Raw genomic sequence first — 23,022 nt, forward strand, 5'->3', positions numbered from 1 at the left:
GAGCGTGCGCCTCCCGTGACGGTCCAGAAGAGAGGACTCGTGCCCGGCCGGAGGGGACGATGGTCACCGGCCCGGCGGCCGGACACGGAAGTCCCGCTTCTGCTGGACCTTGCAAGCCCTCATCGGGCGGTCGAAGCAGACTTTTACTCCTGCCGGTGCGGGACAGGGCACAAGGTCCCATGGCCGATGCCGGGGTCGCAGCCGAGAATGGGGGAGCCATTCCATCGCTGGTCGGAGGTAGGGACCATGGGTGTCATCGAGGCGCATACAGTCACCAAACGCTACCAATCCACGCTCGCACTCGATCGTCTCGAACTCGATATCGAGGCGGGGGAGATCTACGGCTTCCTCGGCCCCAACGGCGCGGGCAAGACGACGACGATCCGGCTGCTGCTGGGCCTGCATCGTCCGACCTCGGGTACGGTGCGCATTGCGGGCCGGGACGCGTGGGTCGATCCGGTCGCCGCACACCGGCATTGTGCGTACGTCGCCTCGGAGGCGTTGCTGTGGCCGTCGCTGACCGGCGCGGAAACCTTCGAATACCTGGAGAATCTGCGCGGCGGCTGCGATCGCGCATACCGCGACCGGCTGATCGAGCGCTTCGATTTCGATCCTGACAAGAAGATTCGCGCGCTGTCGAAGGGCAACCGGCAGAAGGTGCAGCTGGTGGCGGCGTTCGCGACCCGCGCCGAGATTCTTGTTCTCGACGAACCCACCTCCGGGTTGGATCCCTTGATGGAGGCCGCCTTTCGCGAGACCGTCGGTGAAGCCCGCGACCGCGGGCAGACGGTATTCCTGTCCTCGCACGTGCTCAGCGAGGTGGAGGCCCTGTGCGATCGGATCGGCATCCTGCGGGCGGGCCGGCTCATCGATGAGGGCACCCTGGCGCAGCTGCGGCACCTGTCGGCGCGGACGGTGGAGGTGAGCTTCGCGCGGGACGGCGTCGATATCGCTCCGCTGCGCGCGGTCGCGGGGGTCGAGGTGGTCGATGCGATGGATCACCATGTGGCACTGGAGGTCCGCGGTGAGATGGGACCGCTGCTGGCAGCACTCACCGGGTTGCCGGTGACGACGATCGACAGCCGGGAACCGAGCTTGGAGGAGATCTTCCTGGTCCATTATCACGAGGGCGCGGGCGGCCCTACCCGGACCGGCCGGGCCGGGAGCGCAGCGGAGGCACGTCGATGAACCTCGAGGCGGTGCACGGCTTCGTCGTCATGGTGCGAGCACGATTGCGCGCCAACCGGATATCGCTGGCGGTGATGACGGTTTTGATGGCGGTGTTCTGCACGGCCGCGCTGCAAACCTATGTGGTGGCGTTTCCGAATCAGGCGACCCGGGCCACGATGCTCGCACCGCTGACGAACAATGGTGCGCTGCGCGCGCTGTACGGCTACCCCTACGACATCGCCTCGCCCGCCGGCTGGGTGGCGTGGCGCAGCATGACCAGCGTCGGGATCATCATGGCCATGTGGGCGGTGATCATCACGACCGGTGCGTTGCGCGGAGAGGAAGACGCGGGCCGAGGCGATCTGGTGCTCAGCGGCGGACAGTCCCGGCGGCGCTGGTTCGCGGCGGCGCTCACGGCCACGGCCCTCGAGACTCTCGTGATCATGGCGGTGACCGTGTCCGTGCTCGCCGCGGTCGGGGTGCCGCAGCATCTGCTCAGTGCCGCCAACACGTGCGAGCTCGGGCTGCAGCTCGCATTGCCCGCGCTGCTGTTCGCCGCGGTCGGCGCGTTGACCGCGCAACTGGCCGCCACTGTGCGTGGAGCGCGGTTGCTCGCGGCGGGAATTCTGGTCGCGGCCTTGATTATCCGCATGCCCGCCGACGTCGGTGCGGGCATTCCGTGGCTGCGATGGCTCACGCCCCTGGGCTGGTTCGAGGAACTGCGCCCACCGGCCGCGCCGCCGCTGCTCACGCTGGCGGCCATCGCCGCCGGAACGGCTGTACCAGTAGCGATTTCCGTGTATCTGCTGCGGATCCGAGATATCGGCCGAGGCGTGCTCGGGGCCCGAGACAGCCGACCGCCACGGCGACTCCTGCTCGGCTCGGCGTGGCAAGCCGCGCTGCGCGATGAGATTCCGCAGCTGAGTTTCTGGTTCGCCGGGACCATCGCCTACACCCTGCTGATGGGCGGCCTGGTCAAGACCATTCTCGACTTCATGCAGCGCACCCCGATCTTCACACAGCTCTTCGGTCGCCAGATCGCCGTCGACGGCTTTGTCGCCACGCTCTTTTCGCTGGTCCAGTTGCTGGCCGCGCTCTTGGCGGTGACAGTGGTCGTGTCGGCCCGCAGCGAGGAATCGTCAGGCCGGCTGGAAGTCGTGCTGGCCATGCCGCACTCCCGGCTCCGATGGCTGTCCGGCCGCGCCGTGCTGGCGGTGTCCTTGGCGGCCGGCTTGACTCTGGTCGCATCGGTGGGCATGTGGACCGGCGCGGCGCTCACCGGCGAACGCCTTCGATTCGGTTCGCTCCTGGCGGCGTCGGCGAACAGCCTCCCGCTCATCGTGACCACCGTGGGCGCCGCGACCGCGGTGCTGGCGTTTGCACCCAGAGCCGTCTCCTTCGTGCACGCCCTGGTCGCCACTGCTTTCCTCTGGGACTCCGTGGGCACCGCACTCGAAGCCCCGGCCTGGTCGCTGGAAGTCTCGCCATTCCACGCCCTCGCCCGCATGCCCCTACAGCACTTCGCCGTCTCGCCCGCCCTCGTGCTCACCGCGCTCGGCGTGGGGCTGTTCGCGCTGGCGCTGCTCATCTTCCGCCGCCGCGATCTCGCGCTCGCCTGACGACCCGGCCGGCGACGGAGGTCCTCACCGCGATGGACTGTGCGCGCAGCGCAGCACCTGGCCGGAGCGGGTAGACGGTGATGTCCTTCGCGCCGGCCTGCCAGGCGCGCTGGGAAGACCTCGCGTACGTCGTCGGGGGTTGCGGATTCGGGGAGATTGACCGTCTTCGAGACGGCGGCGTCGGTGTGGCGTTGGACGGCGGCCTGCATCCGGATGTGCCAGATCGGCTCGATTTCAGGTGCGGAGATCGCTCATAGCGTGACGATCCGGGGGAAAGTCGTTGCCGTATCGCGGGATACGATCTCGGTTACGGGCGGGTCGGGGACCACCAGCACCGGGCAGGGCGCGTGGCGGACGAGATCCTGGGTGATGCTGCCCAGGCGCGCCGTATGCGCGGACTCGGGATCATGCCCGATCACGACCAATTGCGCAGTGGCGCCGAGGCGCTCGACCGCCGTGGCTGCATCGCCGACCACCGTGACGGGCCGCACCTCCACATCGGGGAAGTCGCGTCGATACTGCCGCAGCTGGGCGTCGGGGACGACCGAGGTCGCTATGTGGTGATCGGGCGGAAGCCCCGACCACATCGCGTCATCGGGTGGCGAGGCCCACTGCCTGCCCTGCCACACCCGCACCACAGTGACATCCGTGCCACGGTCCCGTGCCGCACGGAACCCGGCGACCAGGGCCGCACGGGCGGTGTACCAGGTGCCGACCACGACCAGGATCGAACCGTGCTCGGCTGCGGGCCGTCCGACCAGCGCGACCGGGCAGCAGGCATCCCTGGTCACCGCCAGCGCGGTGGATCCCAGCACCATGTGAGAGAGAAACCCGACGTCCCGGGCGCCCAGCGCGATGAGCATCGCGGACCGCGAGAGCTCGACGAGCACATGATCGGCCTGTCCTCGCAGCACGGCGGTGCTGATCTCGAGCGGGTCCGCATCCTCACCAGCGGGATGCCGCGCGAGGATCGCGGAGCGCGCGTCCTCGAGTGCCGCGTGGGCCTCCCGGTGCCGCTGCCCGCCCGGCCGGAATGCGGGCTTGTCGATCGCCGGCACGACCGAGACCAATCGCAGTGGCGTATGCCGGGCGACGGCCTCGGCCGCGGCCCACTCGGCGGCGCGCACGGCCACCCGCGAGCCGTCGATGCCGGCGACGACCGGACCGGGTTCAGCGGTCACCGCGGCGGGGATGTTCGTCTCCATGAAGCCAGGGTTCGCCGCGTCGCTCCCGTCGGCTAGAGACCGCACACCCGCGATCGCGGGACCAAAGTCACCGGCGAAAGGACCACCGTCCCCGGCAGCGACGACTCGATGCCCTACAGAACCGGTGGTCCGGAGCGTGAAATCTAGTGTGTCAGAACAGTTTACCTCTCGAAGGAGGGATCATGAGCCTGCTGTCCGTACACCGTCAGCCCGGTTCGCTGCTGCCCGACCTCGCCGAGCTGTGGAACGCTATGGCGCCGCCCGCCGTCCCGATGCTCGGCACCCACCTGATGCGCGTCGAGGACACCATCGAGGAGGGGCGTTACCTGGTGCGCGCCGAGATTCCCGGTGTGGACCCGGCCAAGGACATCGAGGTGTCCGTGCATCAGGGGGAGCTGACCATCAAGGCCGAGCGGACCGAGAAACGCGAGGAGAAGGGACATTCGGAGTTCACCTACGGCTCCTTCGTCCGCACTGTCGTGCTGCCGCCGGGAGCTCAGGAGGAAGGCATCGACGCGAGTTACGCCAAGGGCATCCTGACTGTCAGTGTTCCGCTCGGTGAGCCCGAATCGCCCATCAAGACAGTCGAAGTCAAGTCCGCGGAGTGACATCCCGGCCCCGCGAGCCGGCCGGGCCACATCCGAGAGAAGGCGGCCGATGCCGATCGTGACCCTGACCATGAATCCGGCGATCGACATCGCCGCCGGTGCGGACCATATCCGGCCGACCTCCAAGACCCGTTGCACGCCACCGCGATTCGATCCCGGTGGTGGGGGAATCAACGTCGCGCGCACCGTCGCGGCTCTCGGCGAGCCGGTGACCGCGATCTTCCCGGCGGGTGGCCCGTCGGGGCGGCAGCTCGAGGACCTGGTCCGGGACGCCGGAGTTCCGATGCGATCGATCCCGATCTCCGGCCATACTCGGGAGAACCTCGCGGTCATCGACAACGGAACCGGCGACCAGTTCCGATTCGTGTTTCCGGGACCCCGGGTGACCGCGCCGGAACTGCATCTCTGCCTGAGTGAAATCGAACGTGCGGCAGTCGGTTCCCGCTATGTGGTCGCAAGCGGCAGTCTGCCGCCGGGTGTCCCGGACGGCCTCTATCAGATGCTCGCCGACCTGCTGCGCGACCTGGGTGTCCGATTGATCCTGGATACGTCGGGCGCAGCGCTGCGCGCGGTGAGGCGCGGCGTCCACCTCCTGAAACCGAGTGTGCGTGAGCTCGCCGAGCTCACCGGTCACCCGCTGCCCGACCGCAAGTCGCAACTCGCGGCCGCACGGGAGCTCATCCTGGCGGGAGTCTGCGAGATCGTGGTCGTGTCGCTGGGGGCGAGCGGCGCGCTGGCGGTGACGCGCCACGACGACCAGTGGTTCCCGTCGTTCGAGGTGACCGTCCGCAGCGGTATCGGGGCCGGCGACGCCATGGTGGGTGCCATGACGGTCGGCCTGTCACGCGCCTACCCCCTCGACGACGCGGTGCGGCTGGGCATCGCCGCCGCCACCGCCGCCCTGACCACGCCGGGCACCCGGCCCGGCCATCCCGCCCGCATCGCCGAGCTGTACCAGCAAGAACCTGAGACCCGGCCGAGCTGCTTCTCACCGGCCCGCTCGCGCAGCCCCGAAACGCCTGTTCCACAGAGGAGGACGTGATGACACACGAGGACTACGACGATCCGCACCAATTGGCCTCGGCCGGTGTCGTGGTCGGAGTGGACGGATCGCTCGGATCGGAGCTCGCCCTGCGCTGGGCCGCGAGCTATGCCGCCCGGCGCCGCCGGGAGCTGCAGATCGTGCACGCCCTCGATCTGGGCGGAGTCAGCAGTTCCGGAAGTCCCTCCGGGGTGGTGCCGCCGTCGGTGGTCGACGCGGTGCGGGCCCGGGCGCAGCAGCTCGTTCGCGAGGCCGAGGAGATGGCGCTGCGGATCGAACCCGGATTGCGGACCGCGACACGGCTTTCGGTGACCAATGCGAGCAGCCTGCTGGTGGATCTGAGCGCGGACGCCTACGCGGTGGTGCTCGGAGCGACCGGAAACGCCGGGACATTGATCCATCTGGGATCCACGCTGTTCGCCGTCACCTCCCATGCCCACAGTCCCGTGATCGTGGTGCGCCCGGATCCGGATGCGCACGACACCCTCCGCGAGTCCGGACCGGTCGTCGTCGGCGTCGACGGTAGCCCGGTCAGCGAGGCCGCCATCGCCATGGCCTTCGCCGAAGCCGCCGAACGCCACGCCGATCTGGTCGCCGTACATGTCTGGAGCGATTGGAATTTCGGCGAATACCTCGGTGACCGAGGCACCGCTGACCTCGGCGAGGTGGACGGGCTCGAGGAAGCTCTCCTGACCGAACAACTCGCGGGTTTTCAGGAGAAATATCCGGACGTGCAGGTGACCCGCCGCATCTATGTGTCCGCCCCGGCCGACACGCTGCAAGGGTGGTCGAAACACGCGCAACTGGTCGTGGTCGGCAACCGCGGCCGTGGTGGTTTCACCGGCATGCTCCTGGGTTCCACGGCGCACACGCTGGTCCAGCACGCCCATTGCCCGATCATGGTTGTCCGTCCCGCGGAGTGAGCCGAGCAGCCGCCGAATCAGGAGACGTCATGGAAGAGAATGCTGTTCCCGCAACGAGTTTCGAGCTTTCGGATCACGATGATCTGGGGATCGTCGTCGGCACGGATGGATCCGAGATCTCCTATCAGGCGGTGATGTGGGCCGCCGTCGAAGCCGACATGCGGGGCTGCCCGCTGCATATCGTCACCTCGTACGCGAACCCGATCGTGGCGGGGGCGACGGAACAGAACCCCCACGACAGGCGTGACCTGAGGCAGCGGGGACAGCAGGTGCTCGCCGACGCCGCGCGTATCGCCGCCCACGCCGTGCCGGGGGCGAGCCTGCACATCGGGACCGAATTGATCTTCGACATGATCATCGGCGCGCTGATCGAGCGCTCGCGGCGGGCGCGGCTGCTGGTGGTCGGGAATCGGGGGCTCGGCGCGATCGGGCGGGCAGTGCTGGGGTCGGTGAGTACCGCGCTGGCCCAGCAGGCGCACTGTCCGGTCGCGGTCGTGCACGGTGTTTCGGAGACGGACCCGGCGTCGGCGTCGAAACCGGTGGTGGTCGGGGTGGACGGATCGGCGAACAGCGTGCCGGCCATCGAGCTCGCCTTCGAGGAGGCGTCGCGGCGCAAGGTCGAGCTGATCGCGGTGCAGGCGTGGAGTGATACGGGTGGCTTCGACCTACCCGTGATGGGGTGGGACGCGATCCGCAGGACCCAGGATGTGCTGTTGGAAGCGGCCCTCGCCGGCTACACCGAACGCTGTCCGGAGGTCACCGTCCATCGGGTCGTGTCCTCCGATACGCCGGTGCGCGCGCTGCTGGAGCAGGCCGAGAACGCGCAGCTCATGGTGGTCGGCAGCCATGGCCGGGGCGGATTCGCCGGGATGGGGCTGGGCTCGGTGAGCACCGCGCTGCTGCATCTGGCGCAGTGCCCGGTCCTGGTCGTCCGTCAGCCATCGCAAACCCGGGCCGAAGAACCCGCCGGACAGTGACTTTCGGCCGTCACCGGAGGCCTGTCGCACGGGCCATGCTGAGTGAGGGCACGAGAATTCCGAGGAAGGCCAGGCGATGTCGACTCTCCCCGATCACGACACCATCCGCGCAGCCGTGGCGCTGGCGGTGCGGGCGCCGTCGGTGCACAACACCCAGCCGTGGCTGTGGCGGGTCGGCGACACCACGGTGCACCTCTACGCCGACGACAGCCGCCGGCTGCCCTACACCGACCCGGACAGCCGGGAGCTGGTGGTGAGTTGTGGTGCGGCGCTGCATCATCTGCGCGTGGCATTGCGTGCGGTCGGCTGGGACACGGTCGTGCACCGGTTCCCGAACCCCGCCGAGCCGAGACATCTCGCCGCCCTGGAACTCCACCACGCCGAGCCCGACGCGACCGCTACGCGTCTGGCGCGCGCCATTGCCCGGCGGCGCAGCGACCGTCGCCGGTTCACCTCGTGGGAGGTGCCGCCGGCGCAGGTATCCGCGGTCGTCGCCGCGGGAGCGGATGTACCGGGAGTGCAGGTCCGGGAGATCGACACGAACGGGGAGCACGCGCGGCTGCTGCGCGCTTTCGTCGACGCCGCGACCGAGCACCGCGGTGACGTCGGCTACAACGCCGAGCTGGCGGAATGGAGCGGTCACCACGCCAGCGCGCAGGGCGTACCCGCGCGCAACGCGGTGGTTCCGCCGGATGCGACGGTCCGGTCGTTCGGTGACCCCCGCCTGCCCGAGGCGGTGGTGAGTGACACCGACGAGGCCGCGCGAATGCTGTTGGTGTGCACCGCCTCGGATGATCTGCGGGGCTGGCTGCGCGCAGGCGAGGTGGCGAGTGCGGTATTGCTCGAGGCCACGGCGCGGGGGCTGGCCACCTGCTCGCTGAGCGAACCCCTCGAAGTCACCGGTGTGCGCACCCGGATCCGCCGGGATCTGATGGGCGACTTCGGTTATCCGCAGCTGATCATCCGGATGGGCTGGGCGGCGACCAGCGCTGCACCGGTACCCGCCACACCCCGGCTCCCGCTCGAGGACGTCGTTCGTCCGCTCGAATCCCTGAGCCTGTCGGGTGAGCAATAGCGAAGACACGAGAGTCAGGAGCGCACAAATGAGTGAAGACCTTGCCCCGCAGGTGGATCCGAATCCACCGATCGTCGTCGCCGTGGACGGCTCGGCCGTCTCCTACCAGGCGGTCGCCTGGGCGGCGCTGGATGCCGCGCGGCACGGAGCCCCCTTGCACATCGTCACATCGATCTGCGCGCCGACCGGGCTGCCGCCGACCGCCGTGCTCGACGCCCCCGATATCGCGTCGCTCGAACTGGACGGCGAACGCGTCGTGGGTGAGGCAACCCGCATCGCGTCCGAGACATTGCTCGGCGAAGGGGTCGAGATGTCGTCGGAAGTCACCGAGGAGCCGATCATCTCGCACGTGATCGACCTGTCGCGGGACGCCCGGATGGTTGTGCTCGGCAGTCGCGGACTCGGTGCGCTCCGGCGTGGGCTGCTGGGGTCGGTCGCCATGGCGGTGACCCATCACTCGCACTGTCCGGTCGCCGTCATCCATACGACCGCGGCCGCGGATCCGGTGTCGGCGCGGCAGCCGGTGCTGGTCGGCGTCGACGGCACCCCGAACAGCGTTGCGGCGCTGGAACTCGCGTTCGAGGAGGCATCGCTGCGCAAGACCGGCCTGACCGCTCTGCACGCCTGGAGTGACGTCAGTGGACCCTACCTGCCGATGTCGGGGTGGGAGACCGTGGAGGAGCAGGAGCGGGCGACCTTCGGCGAGGCGATGGCCGGATACACCGAACGTTATCCCGATGTCGCGGTGCGGCGAATCCTGGTGAAGGATCGTCCGGTTCGGTCGATGCTGGACGAATCCGAACACGCGCAGCTGGTGGTTGTCGGCAGCCACGGGCGCGGTGGCTTCGCCGGCATGCTCCTGGGCTCCACCAGCAACGCCCTGCTGCACAGCGTCGACTGCCCGATTGTCATCGTGCGCGGCGAGTGACCGGATCACTCGTCGGCGGCCGGTTCACCCCAGCGGCACCGCCCAGTGCAGCAAGGTCCCCGCTCCCTCGGGGTTGCGGCCGAAGGAGAAGGTTCCGCCCATCTCCTCGGCCCGGCGCTGCAGGTTGTGCAGCCCACTCTGGGTGACGTTCTCGGGGATCCCGCAGCCGTCGTCGGCGACCAGCACTGTCAGATCGTCGGAGACGTCGATGGTCACCGAGACGGTCGCGGCCCCGGCGTGTCGCACCGCATTGGAAACCGCTTCGCGCACTACGGCTTCGGCATTGTCGGCGAGTTCGGCCGCCACCACCGACAGCGGCCCGGTGATGCGCAACGACGTGCGCAGGCCGGTATCGGCGGTGTGCGTGCGGATCACCTCCTCGATCCGCTGCCGCAGCCTGGTACTGCTCGCCGCGCCGCCGTGCAGGTCGAAGATCGAGGTGCGGATCTCCTGGACCACGTCCTGCAATTCGTTGATGACGTCCGAGATCCGTTCGCGTACTTCGGCCGAACGGGCACGCGCGACGGTGCCCTGCAGGCTCAGACCAGCCGCGAAGAGCCGCTGGATGACATGGTCGTGCAGGTCGCGGGCGATGCGGTCGCGATCGGTCAGCACGTCGAGTTCGCGCATGCGCTGCTGGGCTTCGGCCAGTTGGATCGCCAGCGCGGCCTGATCGGTGAAAGCGCCTGCCAGTTCCTGCAATTCGTCCGCGAACGGGGGAGCACCCGCCGGGCGGACCACGACCAGCACGCCGAAGGTCGACTCCTGGGCGTTGAGCGGCAGGATCAGCGCGGGTCCGGCGTCGAGGGCGATGTCGAGACCGAGATCGTCGCTGTCGTCGAGGCGCAGGGCCAGACCCTCGCGGAACGCTCGTCCGATCGCCGTCCCGGACGTGCGGACCATTCCGGTGTGACGGTGATCGTCCGGACCGGCGCACTTGCTGATCCGCAGCCCCTCGGCGTCGGCGTGGTTGCTGTCGGGTTCCTCGTCGACGGCGAGGAACGCCCATTTCGATTCGGTGAGGGTGCGCGTGTGCGTGACGAGGTGGGCGAGCACCTGCTCGGGATCGGTTCCGGCCAGGAATTCGGTGGCGATGTCGCGGGTGGCTTCGATCCAGGCTTGGCGGGTGCGGGTGGATTGATAGAGCCGGGCGTTGTCGATCGCGATTCCGGCGGCGGCGGCGAGGGCCTGCACGATGACCTCGTCGTCCTCGGTGAAGGGCTGGCCGCCGGACTTCTCGGTCAGATACAGGTTGCCGAAGATCTCGTCGCGGATCCGGACGGGCACGCCCAGGAAGGTCCGCATCGGTGGGTGGTGGTCCGGAAAGCCGACCGACGAGGGATGATCGGCGATGTTGTCCAGGCGTATCGGCTTGGGCTGGCTGATCAGCAGACCCAGCACGCCGCGGCCCTCCGGGAGATCGCCGATCCGGGCTCGCATCTCCTCGTCGATGCCCTCGTAGATGAACTGTTCGAGCTGATCGTCCGCGCGGACGCCGAGCGCGCCGTAGCGGGCGTCGACGAGGCTGATGGCGGTGTGCACGATGGTGCGCAGAGTTTGGTCCAGATCGAGCCCCGAGGTCACCGAGAGCATCGCCTCGACCAGACCGTCCATGCGGTCGCGAGCGTCGATGATCTGTTCGACACGGTCCTTGACCTCGGTGAGCAATTCCCGCAGCCGCAGCTGGGAAAGGGTGTCGCGTACCGAGTAGGAGCCGTCGGTGGGCTCAACGGTCATTTCCTGGCTTCCCTGCACTCGTGTCGGGCGCGCACAACTGGTTCTGTTACGGCTGTTCCAGTTTAGGCACGCGCGCGACGACGATGGTGCAGGTGAGTGACTCGCAGCGTCACCGCCGATCCGGCTGGGCCAGCGCGCGATCCAGGAGCACGCGCCGTTCGGCGGCTGCGACGGCGCGCCGGGTGCGCTGGATCGCATCGGGCGAGACGGACACCGACGTGATGCCCGCGCGTACCAGATGCTCCACGAATTCCGGACGGGTGGAGGGCGCCTGGCCGCACAGCGACGAGGTGATGCCGAGCCGGCGGGCGGTGGTGACGATCTGCTCGATGGCATCCAGCACCGCCGCATCGGATTCGTCGAACAGTTCGGCGCACTCCTCGGAATCGCGGTCCACGCCCAGCATGAGCTGGGTCAGATCGTTGCTGCCGATGGAGATTCCGTCGATCCCCAGCTCGACGTACTCCGGTAGCCGGTACATCACCGACGGCACCTCGGCCATGACCCAGCGGTGCAGGCCGCGCTGCCGTCCGAGCGGGCTCGCGTCGACGAGCTCGAGGCACTGCTCGAGTTCCCAGCGGGTGCGGACGAACGGGATCATCAGGTGCACGTTCGGGGTCTGTTCGCGCACGCGTGCGAGCGCGGCCAGTTCGAGGCGGAACATCTCCGGCTGGCGGACGTAGCGGTAGCAGCCCCGGAACCCGATCATCGGGTTGTGCTCCCGGGGCTCGTAGCGGTCGCCGCCCTCGAGTGCCCGGAACTCGTTGCTGCGCATATCACTTGCCCGATAGACGACCGGGCGCGGCGCGAAGGCGGAGCTGATCCGGTGGATGGAGGCCGTCATGCTCTGGATGAACTTCTCGTCCTCGCCGCGGGCGATGAGATCGCGGGGATGGCGGCCGCCGAGCGCCTGGGTCAGCAGCACCTCGGCACGCAGCAGGCCGACTCCGTCGACGTCGGTGGCCGCGGCGCGTTCGGCGGCTTCGGGCAGCGCCAGATTCACGTAGACGCGGGTCGCGGTGGCCTCGGGTGCGGTCGCCTCGGGGACCGGGCGCGGCACCGCGGTGGTCGTGGCCGGCAGCAGGTTTCCGGCGTACACCTGGCCCGCGGACCCGTCGACGGTGACCTCGTGGCCGGTGGTCAGCTGGGTGGTGGCGGTGCGCGCTCCGACAATGCACGGGATACCGAGTTCGCGGGCCACGATGGCCGCGTGGCAGGTCATGCCGCCGCTGTCGGTCACCACCGCGGCGGCCCGCGAGAGGGTGGGCAGCCAGTCAGGGTTCGTCATAGGCGCGACCAGGATCTCGCCGTCACCCAGCGTGGATCCCTCTGCGGGCGAGCGCAATACGCGCACCGGACCGGTGGCGCGGCCGGGCGCCGCGGCCAGGCCGCGCACCAGCACCCGACCTTCGGCGGTCTCCGCCACCGGAGGTTTCACCGCGGTGTCGCCGGGCAGGATGGTGATCGGCCGCGCCTGCACCAGCCAGAGGTGCTCGTCGTCGAAGACCCATTCGACGTCCTGGGGGCGGCCGGAGTGGTGCGCCTGCACCTCGAGCGCGAGCCGGGCGACGGCGACGGCCTGGTCGTCGGTGAGCGCCGGCGCCGCGGCTTCGGATTCGGAGAGCTGGATTCGCCGATCGCCGTCGGAACCGGCCACGATGGCGAAACTCTGACTGCCGACCTCGGTGGTGAGCAGTGTCGGTCCGGCCGCGTCGAGGACGTAGGTGTCGGGTGTGACGGCGCCGGACACCACCACCTCGCCCTGGCCACGCGCGGCGTCGATGACGATGCGATCGAGCGAACCGGTGGCAGGGTCGGCGGTGAAGGCCACGCCGGCCGTGCGGGCGGCCACCATCCGCTGCACCACCACGGCCATCTCGGGCCGATTGTGCATGCCGCGCCGCGCCCGATAGGTCAGCACGCGCGGGGAGAACAGCGATGCCCAGCAGTCGGTCAGCGCGGTGATCAATTCTTCGTCGCCGTGAACATTGGTGTGGGACACGTTCATTCCAGCGAACGACGCGGTCGCGCTGTCCTCGCCGACGGCCGAGGACCGCACTGCCACGGTCACCGCGTCGCCGAGCCGGTGATAGGCCGACAGCACGGCATCGCGGACGGCCGGCGACATCGGGGTGTCGTGCACGAATTCCCGCATGCGGCGGCACAGCTCGTCGAGCTGCTGTGCCTCCTCGCGGGTCGCGCCCACCGCTGCCGCTAGCCCTCGGGTGTGCAGTTCGTCGAGTTCCGGGCCGTGCGTACCGGCACAGATCACCTCTTCGTAGGCGGATTTGAGCACGACGAACCCCGGCGGCACGGGCAGTTGCGCCGCGACCAGTTCGCCGAGATTGGCTCCCTTGCCGCCGGCGCGGTCGGCATCGGTCAATCGCAATTCATCGAAGGTGGCGACATAGTCACCCATGACGGCTCCAGTTCTGTTTCGATCCGGGCAGCACGAGCAGCAACAGGATCGGGACGGCAAGGATGAACAAGGCGGACAGCATCGCCAGCGGCGAGGCGCCGCTGAGTTCGAGGCCGGTGACCACGAAGGGAAGCGCGATGACGAACAGGGGGGCGTGCCGGATCGTCACTGCTGTGCCTCCGGAGTCTCGAAAATGCCCGCGGAGGTGAGAATGTCACTGAAATCGGCACCGAGTAGCACGCGCCGCAGGGGTACGGGAAGCTGTGCCAGCACGTGGTCGAGCTGGCCGGGGGAGAACAGCTGGGCCAGCGCATCGGTGACCGCCGCGGACATGCGCCTCGCCTCGTCCGTCGACACGTCGGCCGTCCGGGCGAATTGGTCCAGGAACGACTGCGGATCATGGCGCACGGGAACACGTCCCGGCGTCCAGCCCTCGTAGTAGACACCGCGCAGCAGCGTGGGCAGCTGGGCGCTCAGGTGTGCGGCCGCGCCGATGTCGAGGCGATCGCGCACGGTGTGCAGCCAGGCGCGCAGGGCCCGCTGCGCCTCCATCCGGTCGTCGGTGCCGAGCCGGTCGGCGACGGTGCGCAGCCAGATGCGGCTGGTATGGATCGCCGGGGCGAATGGATCGGTGTGGTGGCTCATCGGCATGGCCTTTCGCGGAAACGGGATGACCGAGGGTGCGCGGGTCAGGGGTGGGTCGGAGTGGCCTGGGCCTGCGGCAGGTGCAGAGCCTGCGCGATGGTGTCGGTCCAGGCCGTGATGTCGGACCAGTCGCGCAGGTCCCCGTAGCGGGCACCGCCGAGCACGCGGTACAGGGCGCGTGCGGGCAGTGAGACGCCGACGCGCTCGTAGTGGCCGGCGAACGCGTGGAAATCACGCGGTGTGATCGAATCACGCAGGGCGGCAATCTTTCTCGGGACGACATTGCCGATGCGGCGCCCGGTCGGGCCGACCAGGGCCGGCCCCAGCCCGACGCTGAACAGCCACACCGGGTATGCCTGCAGTTCGTGGCGATGCGAGCGGACGAATTCGGTCATCTCCGGCAGCAGGGCCAGATCGTGCACGGCGCTGCCCAGCACGATGGCATCGAAGAGCGTGAGTTCGGGAGCGTGTTCGACGTCGGCGACTTCGACGGTCGCGCCGCGGGCCGTGAGGTAGGCGCCGATGAAATCGGCGATCTCCCGGGTGGATCCCTGAGCGGTGGCGTAGATGACGGCGACGCGGGGAGCGGTGGTTTCCATGCATCGAGCCTGCTCGCGTGGCCGGATTTCGGTGAGAGGACTCCTACCCGTGGTGGCCGGGACCATGGTCCTCGACCGCCTCAGCCGGCCGCCGCGGCGGGATGGGACAGGTCCGCCACTGCAGCGGCGAGCATTCGACGCGCCTCTTCGGCCGGTCGGGCGAGCTCGGGCCTGGCCAGGACCTCGGCGAGCAGCGTGGGATCGGTGGCCTCCACGAGCACGCCGGTCCGGTCGGCCCGCACGACGACGGTGCAGGGCAACAGCAATCCCGCCTCCCGGTCGACGGCGAGGGCGCGACCGGCGAGCTGCGGGTTGCAGGCTCCGAGGATCAGGTACTCCTCGATGTGCTCACCGGTCCCCTCCCGGAGTGCGGCCTGGACGTCGAATTCGGTCACGACGCCGAATCCATGCTCCCGCAACGCGGTCCGGGTGCGGTCCACGGCGTCGGGGAACGTCGCGTCGAGGTGGACGGTGATGGCGGCGACGGGGGCCACCGGAATCCGGATCTCGGTGATCAGCAGACGGGGATCACTCACCTCGTCGGGGCCGATGAGATACGCCTCCGTCGGCGGTCCGATGGGTCGATAGCCGTTGCCCTGCAGCCACTCTCGCAATGCGCGGTATCCGGCGTCGATGTCGCGATAGCTGCCGCGATGACAGGTGCGGGCCACCAGCGACGGCGACTGGATGGTCAGCTCCGCACCCGAACTCGGGCCTAGGGCGGGCGCGGCCTCGATCGGGAGCCCGAAATCGACGACTATGGCATCCTCGGCGGGCAGTTCCCGATGGAAGGTGATCATCGGCGCGCCGTTCGCGACGAGCCCGGCCTGGTCGGCCACCTCCGACAGCCGGCTCATGCCGCCGACAATGCCGTCGCTCAACAGGTCCGGGCGGATCTCCAGTGGTATGCGCAGCACCGCCTGCGGCGGTGTCTCGCACACGTTCACCCGGTACTCCATGACGCGCCTCCTTCGGTAGTTCGTGCGTTCAGCCTGCGTCCGGCCGGGCGGGCGGCACAGAGGACAAGGTCACGGTGGTGGGGGAACAAACGCACGGCCGTGCGGGGCGATCGGCCGGCGGACCGGGTCATGATCACAGCCGTTCGTCGGCGGCGAGGGCGAAATAGTTCTCCTCCTCCTGCACGAAGTGCAGGCGCAGCACGGCGTGCAGGCCGTAGAGGCAGGCCAGCAGGTCGTCGATCTGATCCGGGTCGAATCCGCCACGCGCGCGGGCCAGTTCGAGATGGGTGCCGATGCGGGTGGCCAGCCGCTGGATCTCGGCGTGTGCGCGGCTCATGGTGGCTGTTGCCTCGGTGCCGCCGAGCGGCCCGGCGAGCGCGGGGTACAGCTGGGTTTCCTCGGCCAGCTCATGGGGCAGCAGATCGTCGAGCAGGAAACGGTGCACAGCGTCGAGCGCCCTGAGTGCATCGTCATCGGGGCGCTCCGCGACGCGGTCGGCCACCGCGCGGAGCTTCGTGAGGGCGTCCTGCAGGACATCGTGCTCAGCGGCGAAGCGGTGCAGCAGCTCTTCGGTATCGGCCGGCAGATCCAGATGGGCGGCCGGATTGCCGCGCAGTGCTCGTAGTGCGTTCAGGATGACGGCGACGTCGATGGCCTCCTGAAGCAGCGCGCCCGCCGCGGGCGGCAGCCAGCCGACGGCTGCGATGACCATGGCCGCGAGCGACAGCGTCATGCCGGCGGTCGCGCTCTGGACCGCGATGTGCCGCGACCAGCGGGCGGTGTCCATGGCGTCCGCGAGCCGATCCAGCCGATCGGTGGTGAGCACGATATCGGCGGCCTCCGACGAGGCGGTCGATCCCCGGGCCCCCATGGCCACCCCCACCGTGGCAGCGGCGAGGGCCGGGGCGTCGTTGATGCCGTCGCCCACCATGACGGTCACCTGCTGCCGGCTCTCCCGGCGCACCGCCTCGACCTTGTCGGCCGGGCTCTGGCCCGCGAAGACCTCGTCGAGGCCCAGCACCGTCGCGACCTCCCGAGCGGGCTCGGGACGATCACCGGTGAGCATGACGAGGCGGTTCAGTCCGGCCTCCCGCAGCCGGCGCAGGGTGCGGGGCGCCTGCCGCCGCAAGGGATCCCGCAGCAACACGACACCTCGGGGGTCGTCATCGACGACGATCCAGGCGACGGCGGCGGAGTCCAGCCGCGCCCGATTCATTACCGGCCGCGCCCATTCCGGGGTGATCATCGACTCCGGCAACTTCCCCACCTGCACGCGATGACCGTCGACCGTGCCGGTGACGCCGCGACCCGCCTGCTCGGAAACCGCTGTGGCAACGGCGAGTTGGAGCTTCCGGGCCAGCGCCTCGGTCACGATCGCCTCGGCCAGCACGTGCGGCGACATCTGATCCACCGAGGCGGCCAGCTGCAACAGCCACGCTCCATCCGTGCCCGGAGCGGCGGCGACCTCCGTGACCACGGGCCGCCCGGCCGTGACGGTGCCGGTCTTGTCCATGACCAGAGTTGTTGCGCGGCCGAGATTTTCCAAAGCCCCACCGTCGCGCACCACCACGCCGACCCGCGACGCACGTGACAGCCCCGACACGATGGCAACGGGTGCGGCCAGCAACAACGGGCACGGTGTCGCGACCACGAGCACCGCCACCGCGCGCACCAGCGATCCGCTGAACCAGTACGCGGCACCCGCGACGAGCAGGGTCAGCGGGAGAAACCACACGGCATAACGGTCCGCCAACCGGACCGTGGGCGCGGTGGCGGCTCCCGCCTCGCGTGCCAGCCGCACGATCCCGGCGTAGGTGCTGTCGTCGGCCGTCGCGGTGGCCCGCATCTCGAACACGCCGCCGGCATTGAGCACGCCGCTGCGCACCGGCTCCCCGGGGGCGCGCTCGACCTGGAGCGGTTCACCCGTCAGTGCCGATTCATCCAGTGCCGCAACGGTATCCATGATCCTGCCGTCGGTGGGAACCACCTCGCCGGCGGCGATCACCAGGATGTCGCCCGGAACTATCTCATCGAGATCGACGATCCGCACCACGTCCCCTTGCCGTCGCCGCGCCGACCGCGGCGCCCGTTCGAGAAGGGCTCGCAGATCCCGGGCCGCGCGCCGCTCGGCGGCGGCATCGAGCGCATGCCCGCTGCTGAGCATGACCGCGATCAGCGCGCCCGCGAGGTACTCGTGCACCCAGAGCGTGCCGGCCAGCGACAACACCGCGATGAGGTCCACTCCGGCGCGCCCGCGGCGCAGCGCCGCGACAACCCACCACACCGCCGGGACCATGGCCACCACCGTGCCCGTGGCCCAGCACCAGTCGGCCACTGCTGTCGCCCCGGCGGCCCAGGCGACGCCACCGGCAACCAGCGGTGCGATCGTCCCGGCCAGCAGCGCCGTTCCGAGGACACCGCCGGCTCGATCGATCCAACCGTGGAAACGTGAATCGGCCACCATGGCTCTCGTCCTTCCGCCGGGTGTGCATTCCCGATCAGTGCATCGCAGTTGTTCGGGTGAGCGGCAGGGCCACAGTCCCCGAACACCACTGCCCTTGGTCCCGGTGGTGGCCGGCCCACGGTTCGCGGGCTGTGCCGTGTCCGATGGATGCCCGAGACAGGACCTTCGGCCCTGTGAGGGGCGCTGGTGCGGATGCTGACATGTATCGAGGGGTTTGTCGTGCAGGGGATCAGGTGAGAAAGGGTCAGTTGATGCGTGGGTATCAGTTCGCTCCGCGCGCCACCGTGAGTCTGGAGCGCGCGGAAGCACTGCGGCTGCTGGCCGGTGTTCCGTTCGGGAGGGTCATCTTCACGCGCGACGCGCTGCCCGCTGTGCGACCGGTGAACCATCTGGTCGACGAGGGCGAGATCATCGTCGTGCGGACCCGGCTCACGTCCCGGCTGACCTCGACCGTGCGTGCGGATTCGAATGTGGTGGTGGCCTACGAGGCCGATGAGATCGACCCCGTCGCCGGGCTGGGATGGTCGGTGGTGGTGACGGGGATCGCCCGCACCGTGACCGATCCGGAACGGGTCGCACGCTACGAGCGCCTGCTGCGGCCGTGGGTCGACGGGGAGATGGACACCATCGTCGCCATCGAGCCGACCCTGGTGACCGGAGTGCGGTTAGTGGCGAAGCAGGCGGGTTAGCTGGATTCAGGGTGCCGAAGTGCCCCGCCGAACCCTGCCGGGTTGGCCCAGAAGGCCTGGGCCGACAGGGTGTCCTCCTGCTGCCGACTATCGGGAACCGAGCTTTTGAATCCATTTTCTATCACCGATCATCGTGGCTTGTCGGCTTCGCTGTCCACTCGCGGCCGATGGCGCGCATCAGCGCTGGATACACACCGAGATACCGGAAAGGCTTGATACCGGCCATGTAGAGGGTGCCCAATAGGCCGTTCGGCTTCACCAGGACAGCCATCTGACCGCGGTAGCCGCCGGTTCCGTCCGCAACCCAGCCGAGGTGCATGACCGCGTGGACGGTCGTGTTGCCCATTTCGGCTGCCCATTCGTTCTCCAGTTGGTACACGGACCGGAACGGCGATGTGCCGAGGTCCGGTCCCCGGGAGCCTTCGCGGAGGTCGGCGGGCAAGCGGTCGTACAGGGAGGGCAGCCGACCGCCGGTGCCGGGATCGGGCCGGTCCCAGCCGAGCAGTGCTCCGAGCTTCCAGCGAATGGTGAACAGCGCCCGGGAGATCGCGGTATCGCCGGTCACCCCGCCGCCGATTCCTTCGGCGAATTGGCCTACCAGCCAAGGGAAGTCGTCGGGGCCGCCCGGTGTGGGCAACGCCCATACGTCCTCCACGGTGAAGTCGTCGGCGATGTCGTGGATCCGCCACGGGTGGTTGGCGTGAGCGGTTGGAGGAAGTCTCACGAGCTCGGCTCCGATCTATACGGTGGCGTATAAATCGAACATAAACCCATCTATACGCCCCCGTATACTCCTTGCCGACGTGAGGAGGCACACCGTGGCCGTGGCTCGCACACCGCGAGGCAGATGGGTCGAGGAAGGCTTGCGTGCGCTCGTCGCGGGCGGCCCCGAAGCCGTGCGGATCGAGGCGCTGGCACAGGCCCAGCGCCACCGGTGGCGGGCGCGGACGGCCCGCGCAGCCGCACCGAAATGATGGAACTGATCAAGTCCCGGCTGCTGGCCTAGGAGCACCAGTGAAACCGATTGCGGGCCTGATCAATTCGTTGGGGTGAGCGGGGTGGCGGATCGCCTGGCGTTCGAACCGGCGAGCCCGTAGACCAGTGCAGCGCGATATGGACGCGAGCGGCGGTCCAGCGCTCGGCGACGGTTTCCGGATCCGGAACAGTGGGATCACCTTCTCCAGTTCGGTCACGACTGGTTCGACGCGCACAGGGCCTCCACGGTCGCCGCCCGAGGCGTTCCGGTGGCGAAACGCGCAGCGCGACGTCGCATTCGATGGTCGGGCCGGCGGTCGCGGGCGGCCGGGACGGCGGGGGGTGTCCGGAAGAACCAGTGCTTCGCGGTTTCCGCCAGCGCGAGGTACACGACGATCATGGCGAGCAGCGCGACGAAGAAGGCGCCTGGCAGCGGCTGGAAGCCGAGCGTAGCGGCCAGCGGCGTCACGGGCAGCAGTGCGCCGATTCCCACCGCGGCCAGCGCGGCGGTGAGCAGGGCGACGCTCGGGTGGCTGCGGAAGAAGGGTGTTCTGCGGGTGCGGATCACGAACAGCACCAGGGTCTGGGTGGCCAGTGATTCGACGAACCAGGCGGTGTGGAAGAGGGCTTCGCCCGCGTGGAAGACCCACAGCATGATGCCGAAGGTCGCGAAGTCGAACACCGAGCTGATGGGACCGAACACCAGCATGAATCGCCGGATCAGCCCGATGTCCCAGCGCGCGGGCCGGGCCAGCTGCTCCTCGTCGACGGTGTCGGTGGGGATGGCGAGCTGGCTGGAGTCGTAGAGCAGATTGTTGAGCAGGATCTGCGAGGGCAGCATGGGCAGGAACGGCAGGAACGCGGAAGCGCCGGCCGCACTGAACATATTGCCGAAATTGCTGGACGTGCCCATCAAGACGTACTTCATGGTGTTGGCGAACACGCGCCGGCCCTGGGTGACGCCGTCCGCCAGGACCTGCAGGTCCTTCTCGAGCAGCACGACGTCCGCGGCGTCCTTGGCGACGTCGGTGGCGGCGTCCACGGAGATTCCAACATCGGCGGCGTGCAGGGCGAGCGCGTCGTTGACGCCGTCGCCGAGAAACGCGACATCGACACCGAGCGACCGCTGCGCGCGGACGATGCGCGCCTTCTGCTCGGGATCGATGCGCGCGAAAACCGTTGTGGTGGACAGCTTCCCGGTGAGCTCGGCGTCGGTGAGCCGGTCGAGGTCGGCGCCCGACAGGGTGTCGCCCGCCGGTAGGCCCAGCTGTTCACAGACCCGCGCCGCCACCGTCGGATGATCGCCGGTGATGACCTTGACCGCGACGCCGAGCCTGCCCAGGCGGCTGATCGCCTCGCGCGCAGAGGCTTTCGGCGGGTCGAGGAACACCAGGAATCCGGCCAGCCGCAGACCGGTCTCGTCAGCGGCCGTCAGCGACGTCCGCCCGGGCGCCGGACGGGTCGCGACCGCGACCACGCGGTGCCCGGCCGCGAACTCGGCATCGAGCGCGCGGGTGGCCGCGTCCGGCACGTTCTCGCAGCAGGCGAGGACGGCTTCGGGTGCTCCCTTCGTAATGATGGTTCCCCCGGTGTCCGGTGCATCGACCAGGACCGAGACCATGCGCCGCCGATGATCGAAAGGCAGTGTGGCGAGCCGGGTGTGCCGCTCGGCGTCGTCCCGCGGTGCGAGCGGCGCGGCCCACAGTGCCGTGTCGAGCGCGTCACCACCGGCGAGCGGGCCGTTCTGGATCACGCCGTCGGTGCAGGCCATGCCCAGCTCGATGATATTGCCGTCCGCGTCCGGTTCGGCGGCGACCGCGCGCATGAATTCGATTCGTCCCTCGGTCAAGGTGCCGGTCTTGTCGGTGAACAACACTTCGATGTCGCCGAGATCCTCGATACAGACCAGCCGCTTCACCAGCACCTTGCGCTGCGCCAGGATTCGTGACCCGGCCGCCAGGCTGGTCGACACCACGGCCGGCAGCAGTTGTGGGGAAATGCCGACCGCGATCGCCAGCGAGAACATCAGCGCGTCCAGCAGCGGCCGGTGCAGCACCAGGTTCACCCCGAAGATGCCGATCGTCAGAACGGCGGCGACGCGCACCAGCAGCATCGAGAACCGGCGCAGCCCGGCCTGGAACTCGGTCTCGGGCTCCCGGCGCGCCAAACCGACGGCGATACGCCCGAATTCGGTGTCGCCGCCCGTCGCGGTCACGACGCCGCGGCCGGTCCCGGCGGCGACCACCGTGCCCATGAGTGCGCAGCAGGCCAGCTCGGACACCGGGCTTCCCGCCGCCACCGGGTCGGTCGATTTGATCACCGCTTCCGACTCGCCGGTCAGCACCGATTCATCGCACTGCAGTCCGGTCACCGACAACAGCCGCAGATCCGCGGGCACCAGCTCGCCGGGCCGCAGCTGGACGATGTCGCCCGGGACCAGCTCCGCGAGGTCGACCGATCGGGCCTGTCCGGCACGCGTCACCACGACTCGATGCCGGATGCGCTCGTGCAGGGCCGCCGCGGCCTGCTCGGCGCGGAATTCGTTGACGGTGCCCAGGCCTACGGACATCGCCACGATCACCCCGATGACCACCGCATCGCTGCGCTCGCCGAGGAAGAACGACACCAGAGCGGTCACGGCGAGCAGCAGCAGGAGCGGCGAGCGCAATTGCCGCACGATGACCGGCCCGATGCGCGCGCGATGCGCCTGAATGGCGTTCGGCCCGAAAAGGCGTGCCCGTTCGGCATATTCGGATTCGGTCAGCCCTTCGTCGCCGGTGGCCAGCGCGGTCAGAATCTGGTCGGCGGGCCGGGCCGCCGCGTCCGTGGCGGGTACGGCCCGAACCGTGTGCGGCAGCATCCGATTCGTGGCCGAGGACAGCGCGTGAACGTGCATGCAGTCGAGGGTTCCGCTGTCCGGGCCGAGCCGATAGGGCCTGCTCGCATCCAGGGAGGGGACCAAAGACCTTGTAGCCGAGGACTTGCCGC

Annotated in this window: 20 protein-coding genes and 1 pseudogene; 10 read left to right on the forward strand and 11 right to left on the reverse strand. The window is 69.2% G+C overall.

Annotated features, from left to right (window positions below; genetic code table 11):
• Window positions 1–246 precede the first annotated feature (246 nt).
• Both ACWEKS_RS24880 and ACWEKS_RS24885 read left to right on the forward strand, forming a co-directional pair.
• A complete protein-coding gene (locus ACWEKS_RS24880; protein WP_452342290.1) occupies window positions 247–1,188 on the forward strand; it encodes an ABC transporter ATP-binding protein in 942 nt (313 codons plus the stop codon).
• A complete protein-coding gene (locus tag ACWEKS_RS24885; protein ID WP_452342291.1) occupies window positions 1,185–2,789 on the forward strand; it encodes a hypothetical protein in 1,605 nt (534 codons plus the stop codon). The genes ACWEKS_RS24880 and ACWEKS_RS24885 overlap by 4 nt, the downstream gene beginning before the upstream one ends.
• 70 nt (window positions 2,790–2,859) lie before the next feature.
• On the opposite strand, the pseudogene ACWEKS_RS24890 reads toward ACWEKS_RS24885, so the two are convergent.
• Window positions 2,860–3,034: pseudogene (locus ACWEKS_RS24890) on the reverse strand (hypothetical protein); the annotation flags it as partial.
• A 6-nt stretch (window positions 3,035–3,040) separates the two neighbouring features.
• The gene (locus tag ACWEKS_RS24895) at window positions 3,041–3,994 is read right to left on the reverse strand and encodes a universal stress protein (protein WP_452342292.1); all 954 of its coding nucleotides are present in this window, start codon (window positions 3,992–3,994) and stop codon (window positions 3,041–3,043) included.
• A gap of 182 nt (window positions 3,995–4,176) precedes the next feature.
• Here ACWEKS_RS24895 and ACWEKS_RS24900 point away from each other — a divergent pair, with 182 nt between their 5' ends.
• The 6 genes from ACWEKS_RS24900 (at window position 4,177) to ACWEKS_RS24925 (ending at window position 9,547) form a co-directional block, all read left to right on the forward strand.
• Window positions 4,177–4,602: an Hsp20/alpha crystallin family protein gene (locus ACWEKS_RS24900; RefSeq protein WP_452342293.1), complete on the forward strand. Its 426-nt coding sequence runs from the start codon at window positions 4,177–4,179 to the stop codon at window positions 4,600–4,602.
• Window positions 4,603–4,651: 49 nt separating this feature from the next.
• Window positions 4,652–5,644, forward strand: coding sequence for a 1-phosphofructokinase family hexose kinase (locus ACWEKS_RS24905; protein ID WP_452342294.1), 993 nt, complete (start codon window positions 4,652–4,654; stop codon window positions 5,642–5,644).
• Complete coding sequence (locus tag ACWEKS_RS24910) at window positions 5,644–6,567, forward strand: universal stress protein (protein ID WP_452342295.1); 924 nt, start codon at window positions 5,644–5,646, stop codon at window positions 6,565–6,567. The genes ACWEKS_RS24905 and ACWEKS_RS24910 overlap by 1 nt, the downstream gene beginning before the upstream one ends.
• A 29-nt stretch (window positions 6,568–6,596) precedes the next feature.
• The gene (locus ACWEKS_RS24915) at window positions 6,597–7,544 is read left to right on the forward strand and encodes a universal stress protein (RefSeq protein ID WP_452342296.1); all 948 of its coding nucleotides are present in this window, start codon (window positions 6,597–6,599) and stop codon (window positions 7,542–7,544) included.
• A 76-nt stretch (window positions 7,545–7,620) separates the two neighbouring features.
• Window positions 7,621–8,619, forward strand: a complete 999-nt coding sequence (locus ACWEKS_RS24920) for an Acg family FMN-binding oxidoreductase (RefSeq protein ID WP_452342297.1) — start codon at window positions 7,621–7,623, stop codon at window positions 8,617–8,619.
• 28 nt (window positions 8,620–8,647) lie between these two features.
• Window positions 8,648–9,547 (forward strand): universal stress protein, encoded by a 900-nt coding sequence (locus ACWEKS_RS24925; protein WP_452342298.1) that lies wholly within the window; start codon window positions 8,648–8,650, stop codon window positions 9,545–9,547.
• Window positions 9,548–9,571: 24 nt separating this feature from the next.
• Here ACWEKS_RS24925 and ACWEKS_RS24930 read toward each other — a convergent pair whose 3' ends face one another.
• The 7 genes from ACWEKS_RS24930 to ACWEKS_RS24960 form a co-directional block, all read right to left on the reverse strand.
• Window positions 9,572–11,284, reverse strand: a complete 1,713-nt coding sequence (locus ACWEKS_RS24930) for a GAF domain-containing sensor histidine kinase (protein ID WP_452342299.1) — start codon at window positions 11,282–11,284, stop codon at window positions 9,572–9,574.
• Window positions 11,285–11,393: 109 nt separating this feature from the next.
• The gene (ppsA, locus tag ACWEKS_RS24935) at window positions 11,394–13,703 is read right to left on the reverse strand and encodes a phosphoenolpyruvate synthase (protein WP_452342300.1); all 2,310 of its coding nucleotides are present in this window, start codon (window positions 13,701–13,703) and stop codon (window positions 11,394–11,396) included.
• Window positions 13,696–13,872, reverse strand: coding sequence for a hypothetical protein (locus tag ACWEKS_RS24940; protein ID WP_452342301.1), 177 nt, complete (start codon window positions 13,870–13,872; stop codon window positions 13,696–13,698). Before ACWEKS_RS24940 ends, ppsA begins: the two co-directional genes overlap by 8 nt.
• Window positions 13,869–14,348 (reverse strand): DUF2267 domain-containing protein, encoded by a 480-nt coding sequence (locus tag ACWEKS_RS24945; protein ID WP_452342302.1) that lies wholly within the window; start codon window positions 14,346–14,348, stop codon window positions 13,869–13,871. Before ACWEKS_RS24945 ends, ACWEKS_RS24940 begins: the two co-directional genes overlap by 4 nt.
• A 44-nt stretch (window positions 14,349–14,392) precedes the next feature.
• Window positions 14,393–14,947 (reverse strand): flavodoxin domain-containing protein, encoded by a 555-nt coding sequence (locus ACWEKS_RS24950; RefSeq protein WP_452342303.1) that lies wholly within the window; start codon window positions 14,945–14,947, stop codon window positions 14,393–14,395.
• A gap of 80 nt (window positions 14,948–15,027) precedes the next feature.
• Window positions 15,028–15,906, reverse strand: coding sequence for a DUF302 domain-containing protein (locus ACWEKS_RS24955; RefSeq protein ID WP_452342304.1), 879 nt, complete (start codon window positions 15,904–15,906; stop codon window positions 15,028–15,030).
• A 133-nt stretch (window positions 15,907–16,039) separates the two neighbouring features.
• Window positions 16,040–18,370, reverse strand: coding sequence for a heavy metal translocating P-type ATPase (locus ACWEKS_RS24960; RefSeq protein ID WP_452342305.1), 2,331 nt, complete (start codon window positions 18,368–18,370; stop codon window positions 16,040–16,042).
• A gap of 251 nt (window positions 18,371–18,621) precedes the next feature.
• Between ACWEKS_RS24960 and ACWEKS_RS24965 the strand changes: the two genes are divergently transcribed.
• The gene (locus ACWEKS_RS24965; protein WP_452342306.1) at window positions 18,622–19,059 is read left to right on the forward strand and encodes a pyridoxamine 5'-phosphate oxidase family protein; all 438 of its coding nucleotides are present in this window, start codon (window positions 18,622–18,624) and stop codon (window positions 19,057–19,059) included.
• A gap of 121 nt (window positions 19,060–19,180) precedes the next feature.
• On the opposite strand, the gene ACWEKS_RS24970 is transcribed toward ACWEKS_RS24965, so the two are convergent.
• Window positions 19,181–19,783 (reverse strand): DUF2867 domain-containing protein, encoded by a 603-nt coding sequence (locus ACWEKS_RS24970; RefSeq protein ID WP_452342307.1) that lies wholly within the window; start codon window positions 19,781–19,783, stop codon window positions 19,181–19,183.
• A 94-nt stretch (window positions 19,784–19,877) separates the two neighbouring features.
• Here ACWEKS_RS24970 and ACWEKS_RS24975 point away from each other — a divergent pair, with 94 nt between their 5' ends.
• The gene (locus ACWEKS_RS24975) at window positions 19,878–20,033 is read left to right on the forward strand and encodes a hypothetical protein (RefSeq protein ID WP_452342308.1); all 156 of its coding nucleotides are present in this window, start codon (window positions 19,878–19,880) and stop codon (window positions 20,031–20,033) included.
• Window positions 20,034–20,248: 215 nt separating this feature from the next.
• Here ACWEKS_RS24975 and mgtA read toward each other — a convergent pair whose 3' ends face one another.
• Window positions 20,249–22,930 (reverse strand): magnesium-translocating P-type ATPase, encoded by a 2,682-nt coding sequence (gene mgtA, locus ACWEKS_RS24980; protein WP_452342309.1) that lies wholly within the window; start codon window positions 22,928–22,930, stop codon window positions 20,249–20,251.
• Window positions 22,931–23,022: the final 92 nt, after the last annotated feature.

It is taken from the genome of Nocardia sp. NPDC004711 (assembly GCF_053601595.1).

Bases quoted from the DNA above. Each gene is read 5' to 3' on its own strand.
- ACWEKS_RS24880 (WP_452342290.1), top strand. From the start codon at position 247: ATGGGTGTCATCGAGGCGCATACAGTCACCAAACGCTACCAATCCACG.
- ACWEKS_RS24885 (WP_452342291.1), top strand. From the start codon at position 1,185: ATGAACCTCGAGGCGGTGCACGGCTTCGTCGTCATGGTGCGAGCACGA.
- ACWEKS_RS24895 (WP_452342292.1), bottom strand. From the start codon at position 3,994: ATGGAGACGAACATCCCCGCCGCGGTGACCGCTGAACCCGGTCCGGTC.
- ACWEKS_RS24900 (WP_452342293.1), top strand. From the start codon at position 4,177: ATGAGCCTGCTGTCCGTACACCGTCAGCCCGGTTCGCTGCTGCCCGAC.
- ACWEKS_RS24905 (WP_452342294.1), top strand. From the start codon at position 4,652: ATGCCGATCGTGACCCTGACCATGAATCCGGCGATCGACATCGCCGCC.
- ACWEKS_RS24910 (WP_452342295.1), top strand. From the start codon at position 5,644: ATGACACACGAGGACTACGACGATCCGCACCAATTGGCCTCGGCCGGT.
- ACWEKS_RS24915 (WP_452342296.1), top strand. From the start codon at position 6,597: ATGGAAGAGAATGCTGTTCCCGCAACGAGTTTCGAGCTTTCGGATCAC.
- ACWEKS_RS24920 (WP_452342297.1), top strand. From the start codon at position 7,621: ATGTCGACTCTCCCCGATCACGACACCATCCGCGCAGCCGTGGCGCTG.
- ACWEKS_RS24925 (WP_452342298.1), top strand. From the start codon at position 8,648: ATGAGTGAAGACCTTGCCCCGCAGGTGGATCCGAATCCACCGATCGTC.
- ACWEKS_RS24930 (WP_452342299.1), bottom strand. From the start codon at position 11,284: ATGACCGTTGAGCCCACCGACGGCTCCTACTCGGTACGCGACACCCTT.
- ppsA (WP_452342300.1), bottom strand. From the start codon at position 13,703: ATGGGTGACTATGTCGCCACCTTCGATGAATTGCGATTGACCGATGCC.
- ACWEKS_RS24945 (WP_452342302.1), bottom strand. From the start codon at position 14,348: ATGAGCCACCACACCGATCCATTCGCCCCGGCGATCCATACCAGCCGC.
- ACWEKS_RS24950 (WP_452342303.1), bottom strand. From the start codon at position 14,947: ATGGAAACCACCGCTCCCCGCGTCGCCGTCATCTACGCCACCGCTCAG.
- ACWEKS_RS24955 (WP_452342304.1), bottom strand. From the start codon at position 15,906: ATGGAGTACCGGGTGAACGTGTGCGAGACACCGCCGCAGGCGGTGCTG.
- ACWEKS_RS24960 (WP_452342305.1), bottom strand. From the start codon at position 18,370: ATGGTGGCCGATTCACGTTTCCACGGTTGGATCGATCGAGCCGGCGGT.
- ACWEKS_RS24965 (WP_452342306.1), top strand. From the start codon at position 18,622: ATGCGTGGGTATCAGTTCGCTCCGCGCGCCACCGTGAGTCTGGAGCGC.
- mgtA (WP_452342309.1), bottom strand. From the start codon at position 22,930: ATGCACGTTCACGCGCTGTCCTCGGCCACGAATCGGATGCTGCCGCAC.